This is a genomic window from Pseudomonadota bacterium (assembly GCA_022572885.1).
Lineage (GTDB): Bacteria > Pseudomonadota > Gammaproteobacteria > Steroidobacterales > MnTg04 > MnTg04.
On sequence record JACZVC010000041.1, the window covers coordinates 1 to 14,950 of the forward strand.

A 14,950-nucleotide genomic window follows, 5' to 3' on the forward strand; every position below is an offset into this window, starting at 1 on the left:
GGCGTACCCCAGCTCTGCCCGCCATCGATCGAAAAACTGATGTCGGCGCCAGGTCCGAAGGCGGTCCCTTCCACGTATTCCATGTGCCGTGGCACCGGGTTGGTAATCACGACGTTTTCCGCCGGCTCGCTGCCGGTATTGGAAAAACTGACGGTGTAGATGACAATATCGCCGGGCACGACTTTGCTGGCCGGCTCGAGACGGGTAACCGTTTCGCCGCTGGCGTCGATCTCGATGATTTCCACATCGGCCGAGGTCTGGATCTGGATGCCTCCGGCTTCCTGTGCGCTGGCGGAAAAAGAGGCCAGTAACAGCGCCAGCAAGACGAACGAGCCAGCAATAAATTTATGGTTAGAAGTATTCATGGTTTATCCCCTTAGTTGATGACCACGGTAAATGCGATGGTTTGCGGTCCGTCCGCCTGATCCAGATCGCCCAGCGACACGGTTACCGCACCGCCGACAAACGCTCCGGCATCGGCATCCGGCGCATCGGTCAATGGACCGCCGTTCAAGGTCAAAGAGCCTGCTACGTAGGTGGTAAAAGGCGGAATCGGATCGGAGAAGTTCGCGTTGATTGCCGTGCCCGAACCACTCGCGATCACCACGATCTGGTAGGTGATCAGCGCGCCTGGTACCGGCTCGGTCCCGGCAAACGGATCCACGACCGATGCCGACTTGACGATCGACAGCGACACGTTGCTGACGATATAAGTGCCGGTATCGGCATCATCGCCGCCATTGGCACCGACCACTGCGTCGGTGCCCAGATCGCCCTGGCCACCAAAAACATCGCCCGGGGCGCCGGTTCCGGTCAGGGAAGTCGCTGTCAGCTCGCTAAAACCCTGGTTGCCGTCGACCAGCCCGAGCGGGATATCGTTGACCAGCAGAATAGTGACCGAGGCATCGGGAGCCAGTTGCGGGTCATTGACACCGGCGTTGTATGGGGTGTCGCCGGCGGACAGGTCGCCGCTGCCATCGGTGTCAAAAAAAATCGATGTCGTCGACGGGACCGGATCGAAATCATCACCCGGCAAGGCGCTGTTAATCGCCAGGGCAAAATCCTCGGTGCCGTTACCGGTGTTGGTCACGGTAAACAGCAACGAACGATTGGCGTCACCCGGCGTCACCGGAACGATCGGGCTCTGCAGCAGGACGTTGACATCGAGGATCTCGGCCACGGTGACCACCAGGACGTTCGAGCTCTGCGACACCGGCGTGCCGGCGACCAGGTAATCGACCTGGGCGGAATTCGCGATATCGGTACCCGCAGTCGTGCCGACTGCGAAAACCGTGGGCGATGCGAACGACAGCCCCAGCGTGGACAGAATCAAAGTCAGTTTTCTCATGTTCTTGCTCCCCGGAGCCTTCCAGTCGATCCTGCCACGCTCCGGTTGCCGGCAAAACCCAAAAAATTCCCGTAAAAATTAGTACTTTGGCGCAACTACCTTAAGCCCGCTCTCGCGAAACTATAATGAACTGGCACAGATTTTCCATAATCCGGCCAGACCAATGTTCCAATCTGTGAATAGGGTCACATGTCCTGCCAAATAAGGCCGTGAAGAACGTCACAGCGCGACGGATCCGGTTGAACATTCGGCTCGGCTGGCCCACTTGCGATTTCGGCAAATCAGACTGATACTGCACTGCAATATATAGTGATTGCCCGATAATCGGCTGACAAGGATTCACCCCATGCCAGGCACCGGCAAAGCGGAAAAACCAGATTCGGAGAAAAAACCGCCCCGCGCCAAAGCCAGGAAGAAAGCCGGGGCCAACAAGAAAAAAGCCGGTAAGGCGAGGAGACCGGCCGCCACTAAAGTAAAAAAAGCCCGAACCAGACCGAAGACCAACGGCCAGACGGCGCCTGCTACGAAGCAAACTGTGAACCCGGTGCCCGGCCGCGCCATCAGCGGCCTGTTCAGGATTCTCACGATCAGACCCGACCTTATCATCCGGGAACAAATGGGCCTGCTGCTTGAACTGATGCAGGTGGCGATGGGCGATTCGCAGGTCGCACCAGACCCGGCGGACCGGCGCTTCAGACACGAAGTCTGGTAGAAAAACCCGTCTTACAAACGCCTGATGCGGTATACGAATGCAGTCGTACCATGTGTGTCATCAACAGCTTGCTTGTAAAAAGAAAGAGCCGAGCAGACGCCGCTTTAAATCGCTGCTGCAAGCGCAACGCTTCTTGAGCGCCCATGCGGCGGTGCACAATCAATTTAGCCTTGGGCGGAACCTGATTTTAGCCAAACACTATCGATTGCTTACACAGAGCACTTTTGCATCCTGGGAATATGCTACAGCACTTTAAACAGCATCTTTCGTAGAGTGCACATAGGTTTTGATAGCAAACTTGTCAGTATCGGATGTGCCCATACGCCTTGAGGCCTCATTAAGCCCAGGGGTCACTTGGGTGGCCCGTATAACTCGATGTAGTTCCTTGAAAAATTTGCGCCACCGTGTAGGGTACCTGCTCAAGCATGGTTATCCGCGACTCCCTAAGTAGCGCACCGACATTCGCAACGTTTTTTGGCGTGTCGGTATCGGCAAGGACCCGAGTACGAGCAGGGTTCCCCGTGGCCTTGAGAATGGCTGATTTTCCTATGCCCTTCGCCAAAAAGGTGTGTTTGTGTACCGGCTGCAATGTCGCTGGCTTAGAGAGCGGGAGTTTTTCAGCCGGCAACTACACGGCCCAGGGTTCGTTCAGCACCATGCGTATGAGAGTCGACCAGGACACAATCCAGGATCTTGCAAATCGCGGAAATCGGGACAATGACTGAATCGTGCACAACATATAAATCGCCTGCAATGAGGATTCTCATTGGGATCACCTTGACCGCCGGCTTGCTCCTCGGTATCGGCGCCGAAGCCGCTACCTTTACGGTCAACAGCACTGCCGATGCCGTAGATGCCGCTCCAGGCGACGGCGTCTGCGCGACGGCGGGCGCCGTCTGTACGCTGCGTGCGGCTATCCAGGAAAGCAACGCTTTCGCTGGTACAGATACCGTCGCCTTCAATATTGCCGGCGCAGGCCCTCATACGATCCAGCCCACCTCGGCGCTGCCATCGATTTCCGAATCCGTGATCATCGATGGCACGACCGAGCCGGATTTTACCGGCACCCCGATCATAGTGTTGGACGGCTTATTGGCGGGCGCCACCGCGCACGGCCTTGTCATCGGCGCCACGGGGGGCGGTTCAACGATTCGTGGCCTCGTTGTTCAGCACTTCGTCAATAACGGCATCCTGCTCTTGGGTGGCAACAATCTCATCGCCGGAAACTATCTGGGAATAGGCGCAGACGGTACGACTGTCCATGCCAATAACCCGGCCGCCGTTACCTATCAGGGTGGGATCCGCGTCGAGTCGGCCACAAACACAATCGGCGGTACTACGGCGGCTGACCGGAACGTCATCTCCGGCAATGGTTATGCGGGAATTGAACTCTTTGGCGCCGGCGCCAGTGGTAACGAGGTCTATGGAAATTATATCGGAGTCGACGCCAGCGGCACGCTCGACCGCGGCAACACCCAGGAGGGTATCGATCTTGAACTCGGTGCCAGCAATATCATCGGCGGTTCCGGGGCAGGTCAACGAAATATCATTTCCGGCAACGACAGCGACGGAATAGAGATTGATGGCGGCGACTTTAACGTCGTTCAGGGCAATTACATTGGCACCGACTTCACCGGCACCCTCACGATCGGCAATGGCCGTGACGGCGTTGACATCAACGTCAACGGGGTCGACGGCGCGACGGGCAACTTGATCGGTGGTACCGGCGCCAACGAAGGTAACCTCATACGCGGAAATGGCATCTACGGTATCCAGGTCCGCGGTGCGCCGGTTATCAACAACTCGATACTCGGCAATCAAATTTACGGAAATGTCCAGCTGGGCATCGATCTCAATGATGACGGCATCACGGTAAACGATGCGTTTGATGCTGATAGCGGCCCCAACGATTTATTGAATTTCCCGGTGATCACCTCGGCGACGGCGAGTGCGGGCACGGTCTCGGTTGACTTCGACCTGGATGTGCCCACTGGCGATTACCGCATCGAGTTTTTCACCAACCCGTCGGGTGCTGATCCGTCTGGCAATGGCGAGGGGGAAGCATTTGCATCCTCAGTGAACATCACGCACACCGGCTCTGGTGTGGAGAGTTTCAGCCACAGCTTTGCGGGTTCCGCGGGGGATATTCTGACTGCAACCACTACGCAGTGTACAAGTGGCGCCTGCTCGGGCTTTCTGTCTACCTCGGAGTTTTCGACGGCCTTTACGGTAACCCCCCCTGTAACGTTTTCCGCTCGATGGCCGTTGGATGAAATCTCCGGCGTCATTGCCGCTGATGTGGACGCCGGCAATGACGGAACCTATCGGAACGGGGTTCTGTTGAATCAGACAGCAGCTTGTACGGACACGGGCAACGCGGTGTATTTCGATGGCGTGGACGACTTCGTCGAGGTACCTCACTCACCGGACTACCTGATGGACGAAGGTACAGTGGCGTTCTGGGCGAACGCCGATGCTATCGGCACACAGCAAGGTCTGTTTTCCAAGGACTCGAGCGGCTTCGATACCGGTGGGCACCTGACAGTCTTGATTCTGCCCACCGGCGTCGTACAAGTCCGACTGCAATCCACGACGGGCGACAATTTCGTCAACAGCGCGCCGATCGCTGCCGGTACCTGGGTCCATGTGGCGTTCAGCTGGGGCCCGGCAGGCATGGCACTTTATATCGATGGCGCAGCGCCGGTAACAAACGCGTATACAGGCGGACTTGGCGTAACCTCGGGCGGCCCCGGCAATTTCGAGCCTATCTCGTTCGGTGCCAATTCCTGGGCCTCCGGCGATTTGCTGGTGACGCCAACAAGCGATCATTTCGCGGGCTACATGGACGATGTGCGCATCAACAACCCGGCGCTGACATTGGCAGAGATTCAGACGCTGGCCGGATGCACGCCTGCTGGTCCCGCCGTCACCTCCGCCGTGGCCGAGATCTCGCCGAACGACGTCACCACCAGCTCCACAGCTAATGCCTTCAGCTACGACATCGCCGCCACCATTGGCGCGTTGGATACTGGAGTGGATCGGGTGGCGATCACGGTACCGGGAAGCTTCGGGGTGCCAACCGTCATCGATGTGCAAGTCGGTGGGGTCTCGGTCGCTTTTACCGATAACACCGTCATCAGAGCCATCAGTGTGGATTTAACCGTTAAGGTAACCACCAGTGATCGCATCACGGTGCTGTTCACCGCCGATGCTCCGACCATCCAGGATCTCACCGGTGTGAATTTCCTCTCCACCGTGGATGACTCCGGGACGGCCATTGCCGCCCAGGCCACGACCGAGGGTAATGGCGATGGGAATGCGGGAGATCTCAACATTTGGACCGTGACGACGACGGATGCGGGCCCGCCAGTCTGTCAGGTCGATCCAACGGGTACGTATATCGAAGCGGAGAACTTCACCGGCACGATTGTTCAGGGCACAGCCTTTTTCACGGTGGAATCAACCCAGGCTGGCTTTAACGGCAGCGGTTATCTGCGCAGCAACGGCGGAGGCACAGGCGGTGCACCGGTCCACGAAGGGAAAATCTACGCCATCGAGTTCACTACGTCCGGAGTCTATAACGTCTGGATGCGCGGTTACGCGACCAGTGGCAGTACGGACTCCCTCTTCGTCGGCCTGAACGGGACTTCGGTGGGTGCGCTCAACGAGGGCGGTACCTATGACGTCTGGGTCTGGACTAACAGCATCCAGGTCGGCGGCAACCAGATCACGGTGCCTGCAGCCGGCTTCCACGATTTCAACGCCTGGATCCGCGAGAACAACCATCTGGTCGATGGCTTCTACCTCACGCAGGGCGCTGAGACTCCGACCGGTGGAATTCCACCGGGTGTGCCAACACTCGATCCGACGGCATGCCTTTTCGTCGATCTGGTGGTAACGAAGTCTGTCATGACGCTGGAGGACCCGGTTAACGCCACGACTGACCCGAAGGCGATACCGGGCGCGATCGAGCGCTATCTGATCGAGGTCACCAATACCGGTTCGGGTCCCGCCGACGCAGACACCGTGTTTATCACTGATTCGCTCCCTGCCTTTATGGCACTGCGGATTATCGACTACGACGGGACCAACCCGGGGCCAGTCGCGTTCGTGGACGGCTCGCCGGCGAGCGGCCTCAGCTACACTTTTACCAGCCTGGGAAGCGGCACGGACGACATCGAGTTCTCCAACGACGGCGGCACTACCTGGACTTATACGCCGGTGGACTCCGGCGATGGCACCGACCCGGCGGTAACCGACACCCGCATCAACCCCAAGGGGATTTTCGCGAACAACACCGGGGGCGGCGATCCGAGTTTCCAGCTGCTGTTCAAGGCCGTCATTCAATAACGCGGCCGTCTGTGGCCACAGCGCAGGCCCCCGGCTCCGCTCAGTTCATCTGTGACAGTAATTCAGCACGCCAGTATTGTCTGCGGTGGTATTAAGGATGGAAAATTCAACATTTGATTCGCCGGGCCAACTTGCGATTTTGGCAAATCAAGCCGATACTGCAGTGCAATATAAAGTGATTACCCGATAATCGGCTTGCAAGGAATCCCGTCATGCCAAGCGCTGGCAACCCGGAAAAACAGAACCACAAACGAAACCGCCCCACGCCAGAGCCAGGAAGAAAGCCGGTGCCAACAAGAAAAAACCTGAGGCGGCCATGAAGCCGGCCGCCACAATAGTGAAAAAACCCCTTTTACAAACGCCTGATGCAAGGCTACCTCGCCTGGCGCGCCAGCTTGTTCAATATCCTGGAATCAACCCATGCCAGCGACGGGAAAAGGAGCGCGCACGGTTTGCTCTCGGCTTGTTTACCGAGGCGGTCGCCCCGACCAACACGTTGCTGGGCAACCCCGGCGCGCTGATGCGCATCGTGCAGACGCGGGGCAAAAGCCTCTGGTATGGCGCGCGCAACATGATCGACGACCTGCTCAACAACGGCGGCATGCCGAAGCAGGTCGACGACAGCCAGTTCCGGGTCGGCCGCAACCTGGCTGCCACGCCTGGCGCCGTTGTTTTCCGCAATGAAGTGCTGGAGCTGATCCAGTACCAGCCGGCCAGCAAGCAGGTCTACAAACGGCCGTTGCTGCTGATCCCGCCGCAGATCAACAAGTTCTATATCGTCGATCTGTCGCCTGGCCGGAGTTTTGCCGAATACGCGGTACGCCACGGCATCCAGTTGTTTGCGATCAGCTGGCGCAACCCGACAGCGGCGCAAAGGGACTGGAACCTCGAAACTTACCTGGCCGCCTGCAAGGAAGCGATGGCTGCGGTCAGCGATATCACTGGCCGGAAAGACTTCAGCCTGATCGCGGCCTGTGCGGGCGGTTTTACCGCGGCCACCTTGCTGGGCCATCTGGCCGCCATCGGCGATCGGCGGGTGCACAACATCACCTTGCTGGTAACCGTGCTGGACACCGACAGCCCCACCTTGATGACGCTGTTTTCGTCCAAGACCGGGATTGCCGTGGCAATCCAGCGCTCCCGCTCCAAAGGCGTGCTGGAGGGACGGGACATGGCGAGAGCCTTTGCGTGGCTGCGCCCGAACGACCTGATTTGGGGTTATGTTGCCAACAACTGGCTGATGGGCAACAAACCGCCGGCTTTCGACGTGCTGGCGTGGAATGCGGATTCGACGCGGCTACCGGCCGAGTTCCACGCCGATCTCCTGTCCCTATCGCTGCTCAACCCGCTGGTCCGCAAAAACAAGCTCAAAGTGCTGGGTACGCCGATCGATATGGGCAAGGCCAAGCAGGACAACTACATCGTCGCCGGCATCACCGATCACATCACGCCGTGGCAAGCCTGTTACGAAAGCCGGAAAATCCTCGCCGGCAAGACCGAGTTCGTGCTCAGTTCCAGCGGCCATATCCAGGCGATCGTCAATCCGCCCGGCAACCCGCGCGCCAAGTTCTACACCAACGACGATCTCAGCCTGGAGGCCGATGAATGGCTTGCCGGCGCGCAGGTCGTCCAGGGCACGTGGTGGGACCACTGGCGGCAGTGGTATGCCAGGCGCGGCGGTGGCAAATGCAACGCGCCAAAGACCCTGGGCAGCGCAGCCTACCCGCCGATGGATGAGGCCCCCGGCCGTTACGTGCACCAAAAATAATGGCGGCCGTCATCGACTCGCAAACCAGCGGCAGCCACGCCGCGCCCGATCCGCTGATCGAATATGTCGATGTCGATGGGGTGATGTTGCGGGTCGCGACCCGTCCCGGCGCAGGGGTGCCATTGCTGTTGTTTAATGGCATCGGCGCCAATTTCGAGCTGGTTTTTCCGTTCATGAACGCCCTGCCCGAAAAGGAAATCGTCATTTTCGACATCCCCGGCACCGGTCGATCTTCGATGTGGCTGCGCCCTCGCCGCTTTTCCGGGCTCGCCTCGCTGGCCAACAAGCTGCTGGATCGCATGGGATACCAAGAAATCGATGTCCTCGGCGTTTCCTGGGGCGGTGCGCTGGCGCAGCAGTTCGCCAGGCAATACCCGGACCGTTGCCGGCGTCTGATCCTCGCCGCGACCTCGCCGGGCGCCATCAGCGTCCCCGGCAAGCCGAAGGCGCTGATCAAGATGGTGACGCCGATGCGCTATATTTCCGCGCAGTACATGCAAAAAGCCGCACCGCATATTTATGGCGGTGAGGTGCGGAAAAAGCCCCACCTGGTGACCGAGCACAACGCACGCCTCATTCCGCCGAGTATCGTCGGTTACTTTTACCAACTGATCGCCGGCATGGGCTGGACCAGCGTCCACTGGCTGCACAAGCTGCTGCAACCGACCCTGATCCTGGCCGGCGATGACGATCCGATCGTGCCGCCGGTCAACTCCCGCCTGATGTCTCTGCTGATTCCCAACAATCGCCTGCATATCGTGCGTGGCGGCGGCCACCTGTTCCTGGTGCACAGCACCCGCAAGGTCGTACCCATCATCCGCAAATTCCTCGACGCGCCCGACGACGAGCTCTGAGGCCTTCAGGCTGGGTTCGAGGCCAGCATATCAAGCCGCCAAACAACCCGAAAATGATCGCTTTTTGTTCTGCAGCATTGATTTACTCTATTTTTTAGAGTACTCTATTTTCAAATCTCAACAAGGAGCCGTACCATGTCAAATGCTGAACGGTATCTCGCATACGTAAAGGACGTGGTCAAGGGCGCGGAATCGGCGCCATCGGGACCACGCGCAATTTATATACTCTGGGCGGTTATCTACTTCACCGGCTTTTCCCTTTTCGACTGGAACCATCGATACGCCGGCATATTCTGGCTGATTGCAGGCCCGATCGGCGGTGTTGTCAGCTTCTGGCTGGGAAGTCGCTCGGCACTTCGTGCCGGTGTGGCGTCACGCCGCATGGCAAAGCGCCATATGTTGCACTGGATCGGCACGGGCGCCGCCATTTTCATGGCTCTTCCGTTGTTGTGGCTTGGCGTTTTAAGCTCAACTGCACTGATCAAGGTAATCCTGCTGATCATGGCCCTTGGCATGTTCACCGCCGGCATTTACCTGGTCAGACCTTACCTGTGGGTCGGGCTCGCGTTGGCCGCCTGTTACCTGGCCGTGATGACCCTCTCGGCGTTGCCGTGGATGGTGGTCGGCGCGCTCTCCGGCGGCACCATGCTGCTCGCTGCATTCCTGGGTGAGCGATCGTCAGACCAGCCATGACGGCTGAAGCGGGGGATGACATCGTCTCGAGCCTGGACGGGCTGGACAAGCTGCTGGCGCACCGCTTGCGTCTGGCTTTGTGCGTGCTGCTGGCGCGTTTCGAATCGATGTCGTTTTCACGACTAAAGAAATTGACCGGCGAGACCGACGGAAATCTTGGCGCCAACCTCCGCAAACTCGAGGATGTGCTTTATCTGCGCGTAAAAAAGACCCATGTCGATCGCAAACCGGTTAGCTGGTATACCCTCACCGCCCGGGGACGCAAGGCGCTAAGGCGTCACCTTGACGCGCTGGCAGAGGTGATCGGTATTGTTGGCGACTAGTTGGCTATAGCCCCATAAATTCTTGACAGGACCCCTTTTCAGCGCTATTGTTGCGTTGCATCAATGCTGCAGCGCAGCATCCGGAGGAACCATCGCCAGCAGCAAACTGAATGACCGGTCGCACGACTATTTTGGACGCCTGCTTGAGGCGCCAGGAAAAAGACAGCAAGCAACAAGCCGATGCCGGCGGCTGCCCCCGAAAAAGCGGCTTGATCGCGTCGTCTGACGACCAGGATCAACACCCCATTGGGCCTCTCTTCGAGAGGCCTTTTTTTATCCGCCTGATGATGCCCGGCCCTTTCGGAAAGCGCTCAGGCCGGTATAATAGCGACCTTTTAACGACCCGCCAGCCGAATCCGGCAAGCCAAAGAGACGCCAGCGCATGAGTACAAGCAATCGTGAACTTGAATCCTGGGTCAACGAAGTCGCGCAGCTAACCCGGGCCGACAAGGTTTTCTGGTGCAACGGCAGCGAAGAGGAATACCGGCAACTCGTACAGCAGATGCTCGCCGACGGTACCTTGAGCGAACTGAACCCGGAAACGCACCCGAATTGCTATTTGCATCGTTCCGCGCCGACCGATGTCGCGCGGGTCGAGCACCTGACTTTTATATGTACGGAAAAAGAAGCGGACGCAGGACCCAACAACAACTGGATGGATCCGGCGGCGGCGCACCAAAAAATCGATCGGTTGTTTGCCGGTTGCATGCAGGGCCGGACGATGTATGTCATCCCCTATTGCATGGGTCCGCTCGAGTCGCCCTACTCCCGTTGCGGCGTCGAAATTACCGACAGCCCGTACGTCGTTGCCAACATGAAAATCATGACCCGCATGGGCGACGCAGCACTCAGCCGCATCGAGAAAGACGGCGGCTTTGTCCGCGGCCTGCACTCGATCGGCGAACTGGATCCCGAGCGCCGCTTTATCATGCATTTCCCCGCGGAGCTGACGATCAAGAGTTATGGCTCGGGTTATGGCGGCAACGCGTTGCTGGGCAAGAAATGCCACGCGTTGCGAATCGCCAGTTGCCAGGCGCGCAGCGAAGGCTGGTTGGCCGAACACATGTTGATCGTCGGCGTAGAAAACCCCGCAGGTGAAACCCATTACCTGGCCTGCGCGTTCCCATCGGCGTGCGGCAAGACCAACCTGGCCATGCTGATCCCGCCAGAATCGCACAAGGACTGGAAAATCTGGACCTTGGGGGACGATATCGCCTGGCTGCAGCTCGGCGAAGACGGGCGCATGCGGGCGATCAACCCGGAAGCCGGCTACTTCGGCGTGGTCCCCGGCACCAACGCAAAAACCAACCGCAACGCCTTCGAGATGATCAGTCACGACACGATCTACACCAATGTCGGTGTGACGGCCGATAACCAGCCATGGTGGGAAGGGCTCGACGAAGGCACGCCGGTCCTCGACTGGCGGGGCAAGCCATACGATGTCAAGGCGGGTCCCGCTGCCCACCCCAATTCGCGCTTCACCGTAGCGGCCAGGCAAAACGCCAGCTATTCCTCATTGGCCGATGCCCCCGAAGGTGTGCCGATCTCGGCCCTGGTCTTCGGCGGGCGGCGGCGTGAAGTGGCGCCGCTGGTTTACCAGGCCAAGGATTGGGCGCATGGCGTGCTGGTCGGCGCCGGTGTCGCCTCGGAAACCACGGCGGCCGCGAGCGGCGAAGTCGGGGTGGTCCGCCGCGACCCGATGGCAATGAAGCCGTTTTGCGGCTACAACTTTGCCGATTACTGGGCGCACTGGCTGAGCTTCGCACAGCGCAGCGACCGCCTGCCCGAGATTTTCCAGGTGAACTGGTTTCGCCGGAACAAAGACGGCGATTTTCTGTGGCCTGGTTTTGGCGAAAACCTGCGCGTCCTGTGCTGGATCATCGACCGCTGCGAAAAACGCGTGGACGCGGTAACGACGCCGATCGGTTTGTTGCCGGTCGCCGCCGATATCGACATCGAGGGCCTGGATATCGAGCCCGCCGTTTTGGAAGAGCTGTTGCGCGTTGACCACGCGCAATGGTCAATCGAAATGGAGGCATTGTCCGAGGATCTGGCCCGCTACGGCGATCGCCTGCCCGCGGAACTCAGCCGGCAATTGCAGATGGTTATCGATGACCTGGGCGAAAAAGACGCCGCCTGACCTTAGCCCGCCGATACGATCAAAATAAAGCCCCGCCAAATTTCCCGGCGGGGCCCCCTTAAGTTTTAGTTTTTCGCGGTTCTTCTTGTTCTTTGTTGTTATTTTTCTTTAATCGTAAAATGTATGGCCTGTGGCGAGTCTTCCGTAACCGCTTTGCCCAGGCCTATGTATCCCTTTCCGGTCAACTGCACATCATCGCGCCGCAAAAACAATTCCTTGCCGTCATTATAGACGAAAGTACCGTTGGTGCTCTGATCGTATAGCAGGAACTTGTTTCTTTCCAGTTCAATTCGCGCATGCAGGCGGGAAATCAGGGTGCCCTGGACGACCAGGTCGTTGTTTTTGCCCCGTCCCAGCGTGACCGATTTCTGCTCGGCATCCACCGCGGCCTCGCAGTCCTGGAAACGCAGCGATAATCGCCCAAGCTTTTGATTTGCATAGCGATCCAGATCGATAATGGGAAGCATGCTGGTCACATCCTCGGTCTGCCACAGCACCTCGAAGAGCACGATTTCCTCGCTCTGGCCGCGGATCGAGGCAATGTCGATCTGGCGGACATTTTCCTTCCATTCCTTGCCCAGCTTTTCTACCAGGACTTGTGTCGTAATAATCTGGGCAGGCTTGGCCTGGCTGGTCATCCGGTTCGCCGTGTGCACGGCCGCGCCAAAGATATCCCTGTTTTCCAGCACCACCGGCCCGTAATGGCAACCAACCCGGATCGTGACCTCGATTTTGTCACCGCCAAAATCAGGATTTTCCGATATGGCCTGTTGCATCTGGCTGCCGGCGTTCAACGCGTCATCGGCAGTCGGAAAACTCGACATCACTTCGTCACCCATGGTCTTGATGACGGTACCACTATTGTTTTCCGTGGCCTGGCCCATGACATCGATGCAATGGCCTACGGTATCCCTGGCGCGAACATCCCCTAGCACTTCGTATAGCCTGGTGCTGCCGACGACATCGGCGAAAAGTATGGCTAGCTCAATTTCTTTACCCACGCTTGGTGCCCGTATCGGTTCACCCGGTACCATGGAACAACCGGGTATTGGTTGAAATCACTGCGCTTGGCATGGTGCGGTCTTTGCGGGATTACGTCAAGTCATGCCAGAGGTTATCGCGCCAAGTGATTGAGCTGGCCCGCATATTTCAGCAAAGCGGGCCAAATGGCGGTCTTGCGCGGTCTAGGGCCGGGCAACGATATAGGACACAAAGGCCTCGTCCGCCTCCCCTTTTTCCACGGGCGTGAATACGCCATCGCCTTCACCGTCTTCATCGGTCCCTTCCCAATAGACCGTGGATGAGCTGAAACCCGCTTCCGCCAGCAGCTCACGCACCTCGGGCACGCTCCATAACCGCCAGTCGTAGGAAAATGCCCGGGTCATTTCCGAACCATCGGCAAAGCGAAAGTGGATATAGCAATGATAGTCGCCGGTCACCGGGTCGTAACTGGCCTGGTCCCAGACATAGGTGAAATCATCGTACTCGGTCTCTTCCTCCATCTCCTGGTAGGCCTCCGAGCCACCATAAATATCGAGGAAAAATAGCCCGTCATCCTTGATCGCCCGGCGCGCCGCAGTGAAATACTCTCTGAGCTGCTCGCGAGTCTTAAAAGTGAAATAGCTGAAGTTGAATGCGGCCAGGATATCGGCAGGCTCGGTCTCCACGGTCAGCACATCGGCATCGATCAGCGTTATTCTCTGTTGCGCTTCCCGGCTCAGGGCAGCCACATGCTTGTCGCGTCCATAGGCCAGCACATCGGCGTCGTGATCCACGCAGATCGCCCGATGCCGGTCGTCGACCCGCACCCATTCGCAGGATGCATTGGTGGTGCCACAAAAATCCTCCCGCAACAGCGTCGCTTCGCTGCCGCGAATCTCGCGATAAGTGTCGGCGAGAAATTCGGCTTCATGCTCGACCCCCTGCACCGATTGCTCGTACAAATAGTGCCGGTCGGCGATCTCCGCCTGCTTCGGCTGCTGCTTGCGTTTCAGGTATCTCGCCCCCCTGGTCTTGCCCATTTATCTCCCTGCCTGTATGCGACTGCGCTCGTTCAAAAGCGCGTATTCTAACCCTTTGCCAACCAAACAATCAGCGAATTTTTTTGTCTCTGTGCTTACCTACAACAGCCAGGCTTCGATACAATGTGCGGCCTTGTGATTCAAACGAAATATTATATGAGCTCTTTTGCAAATACCTGTGTGCGGATAATCAAAGCGGACAGCCTGATCCTGCTGGCCCTGGCTGCGGTGCTGTTTTGTCTGCCCGCCGCTTCGCGATCCCAGGAGCAGCAGCCCGCCGTATTTTCCGCCAAACAACTCAGCGAGGCCGTGGAACTCCGCGACCTGGCCTGGTCTTCAGCGGATGCTTTTCGCCATGTCGCTTCGCTGACGATGGAGGTTGGCCCGCGGCTGGCGGGTACGTCAGGCGACAAGGCCGCGGTCGCATGGGCGCTGGCGACCATGCGTGAACTCGGCTTGCAGGACGTGCGTGCCGAGGATGTCATCGTGCAGCACTGGGAGCGCGGAGACATTGAAGTCCGTATCACATTACCCTATCCGCAGGCGCTGGCGGCGACTGCGCTGGGCGGAAGCATCGGCACGCCCGCCGATGGCATCGAAGCGCCGGTCATCCGGGTCGCCGATCTGGACGAGCTATCGGCGACACCGGATGCGGAAGTGGCTGGAAAAATCGTATTTTTCGATCGTCGCATGCAGCCAAGCAAGGATGGCGCCGACTATACCCTGACCGTCAAAGCGCGC

At 58.5% G+C, this 14,950-nt stretch carries 13 protein-coding genes; 8 read left to right on the plus strand and 5 right to left on the minus strand.

Annotation, left to right across the window (positions count from 1 at the left end; translation table 11 throughout):
* Both IIA05_12170 and IIA05_12175 read right to left on the minus strand, forming a co-directional pair.
* A partial coding sequence (locus IIA05_12170; GenBank protein MCH9027846.1) for a DUF11 domain-containing protein occupies window positions 1–365 on the minus strand: 365 nt, incomplete at its 3' end.
* An 11-nt stretch (window positions 366–376) separates the two neighbouring features.
* Window positions 377–1,348 carry a hypothetical protein gene (locus IIA05_12175; protein ID MCH9027847.1) on the minus strand — a complete coding sequence of 324 codons (972 nt, stop codon included), beginning with the start codon at window positions 1,346–1,348 and terminating at the stop codon, window positions 377–379.
* 346 nt (window positions 1,349–1,694) lie between these two features.
* Between IIA05_12175 and IIA05_12180 the strand changes: the two genes are divergently transcribed.
* Window positions 1,695–2,060 carry a hypothetical protein gene (locus IIA05_12180; GenBank protein ID MCH9027848.1) on the plus strand — a complete coding sequence of 122 codons (366 nt, stop codon included), beginning with the start codon at window positions 1,695–1,697 and terminating at the stop codon, window positions 2,058–2,060.
* A gap of 617 nt (window positions 2,061–2,677) precedes the next feature.
* Here IIA05_12180 and IIA05_12185 read toward each other — a convergent pair.
* Window positions 2,678–2,827: a hypothetical protein gene (locus IIA05_12185; protein ID MCH9027849.1), complete on the minus strand. Its 150-nt coding sequence runs from the start codon at window positions 2,825–2,827 to the stop codon at window positions 2,678–2,680.
* Here IIA05_12185 and IIA05_12190 point away from each other — a divergent pair.
* The 6 genes from IIA05_12190 to IIA05_12215 all read left to right on the plus strand — a co-directional run bounded on the left by IIA05_12190 (window position 2,814) and on the right by IIA05_12215 (window position 12,188).
* Entirely contained in the window at window positions 2,814–6,410 is a 3,597-nt protein-coding gene (locus IIA05_12190) for a CSLREA domain-containing protein (GenBank protein ID MCH9027850.1), read from the plus strand. The genes IIA05_12185 and IIA05_12190 overlap by 14 nt on opposite strands.
* Before the next feature lie 337 nt (window positions 6,411–6,747).
* On the plus strand, window positions 6,748–8,178 hold the full coding sequence (locus tag IIA05_12195; GenBank protein ID MCH9027851.1) for an alpha/beta fold hydrolase: 1,431 nt from the start codon (window positions 6,748–6,750) through the stop codon (window positions 8,176–8,178).
* Window positions 8,178–9,032: a poly(3-hydroxyalkanoate) depolymerase gene (phaZ, locus tag IIA05_12200; protein ID MCH9027852.1), complete on the plus strand. Its 855-nt coding sequence runs from the start codon at window positions 8,178–8,180 to the stop codon at window positions 9,030–9,032. The genes IIA05_12195 and phaZ overlap by 1 nt, the downstream gene beginning before the upstream one ends.
* Window positions 9,033–9,167: 135 nt before the next feature.
* Window positions 9,168–9,725 (plus strand): hypothetical protein, encoded by a 558-nt coding sequence (locus IIA05_12205; GenBank protein MCH9027853.1) that lies wholly within the window; start codon window positions 9,168–9,170, stop codon window positions 9,723–9,725.
* Window positions 9,722–10,048 carry a transcriptional regulator gene (locus IIA05_12210; protein ID MCH9027854.1) on the plus strand — a complete coding sequence of 109 codons (327 nt, stop codon included), beginning with the start codon at window positions 9,722–9,724 and terminating at the stop codon, window positions 10,046–10,048. The genes IIA05_12205 and IIA05_12210 overlap by 4 nt, the downstream gene beginning before the upstream one ends.
* 382 nt (window positions 10,049–10,430) lie before the next feature.
* Window positions 10,431–12,188 (plus strand): phosphoenolpyruvate carboxykinase (GTP), encoded by a 1,758-nt coding sequence (locus tag IIA05_12215; protein ID MCH9027855.1) that lies wholly within the window; start codon window positions 10,431–10,433, stop codon window positions 12,186–12,188.
* A gap of 98 nt (window positions 12,189–12,286) precedes the next feature.
* Here IIA05_12215 and IIA05_12220 read toward each other — a convergent pair whose 3' ends face one another.
* Window positions 12,287–13,189 (minus strand): adenylate/guanylate cyclase domain-containing protein, encoded by a 903-nt coding sequence (locus IIA05_12220; GenBank protein MCH9027856.1) that lies wholly within the window; start codon window positions 13,187–13,189, stop codon window positions 12,287–12,289.
* Between the two features lie 183 nt (window positions 13,190–13,372).
* Window positions 13,373–14,209 carry a class I SAM-dependent methyltransferase gene (locus tag IIA05_12225; GenBank protein MCH9027857.1) on the minus strand — a complete coding sequence of 279 codons (837 nt, stop codon included), beginning with the start codon at window positions 14,207–14,209 and terminating at the stop codon, window positions 13,373–13,375.
* Window positions 14,210–14,365: 156 nt separating this feature from the next.
* Here IIA05_12225 and IIA05_12230 point away from each other — a divergent pair.
* Window positions 14,366–14,950, plus strand: a 585-nt coding sequence (locus tag IIA05_12230; GenBank protein ID MCH9027858.1) for a peptidase M28 family protein, incomplete at its 3' end; no start/stop codon positions are given.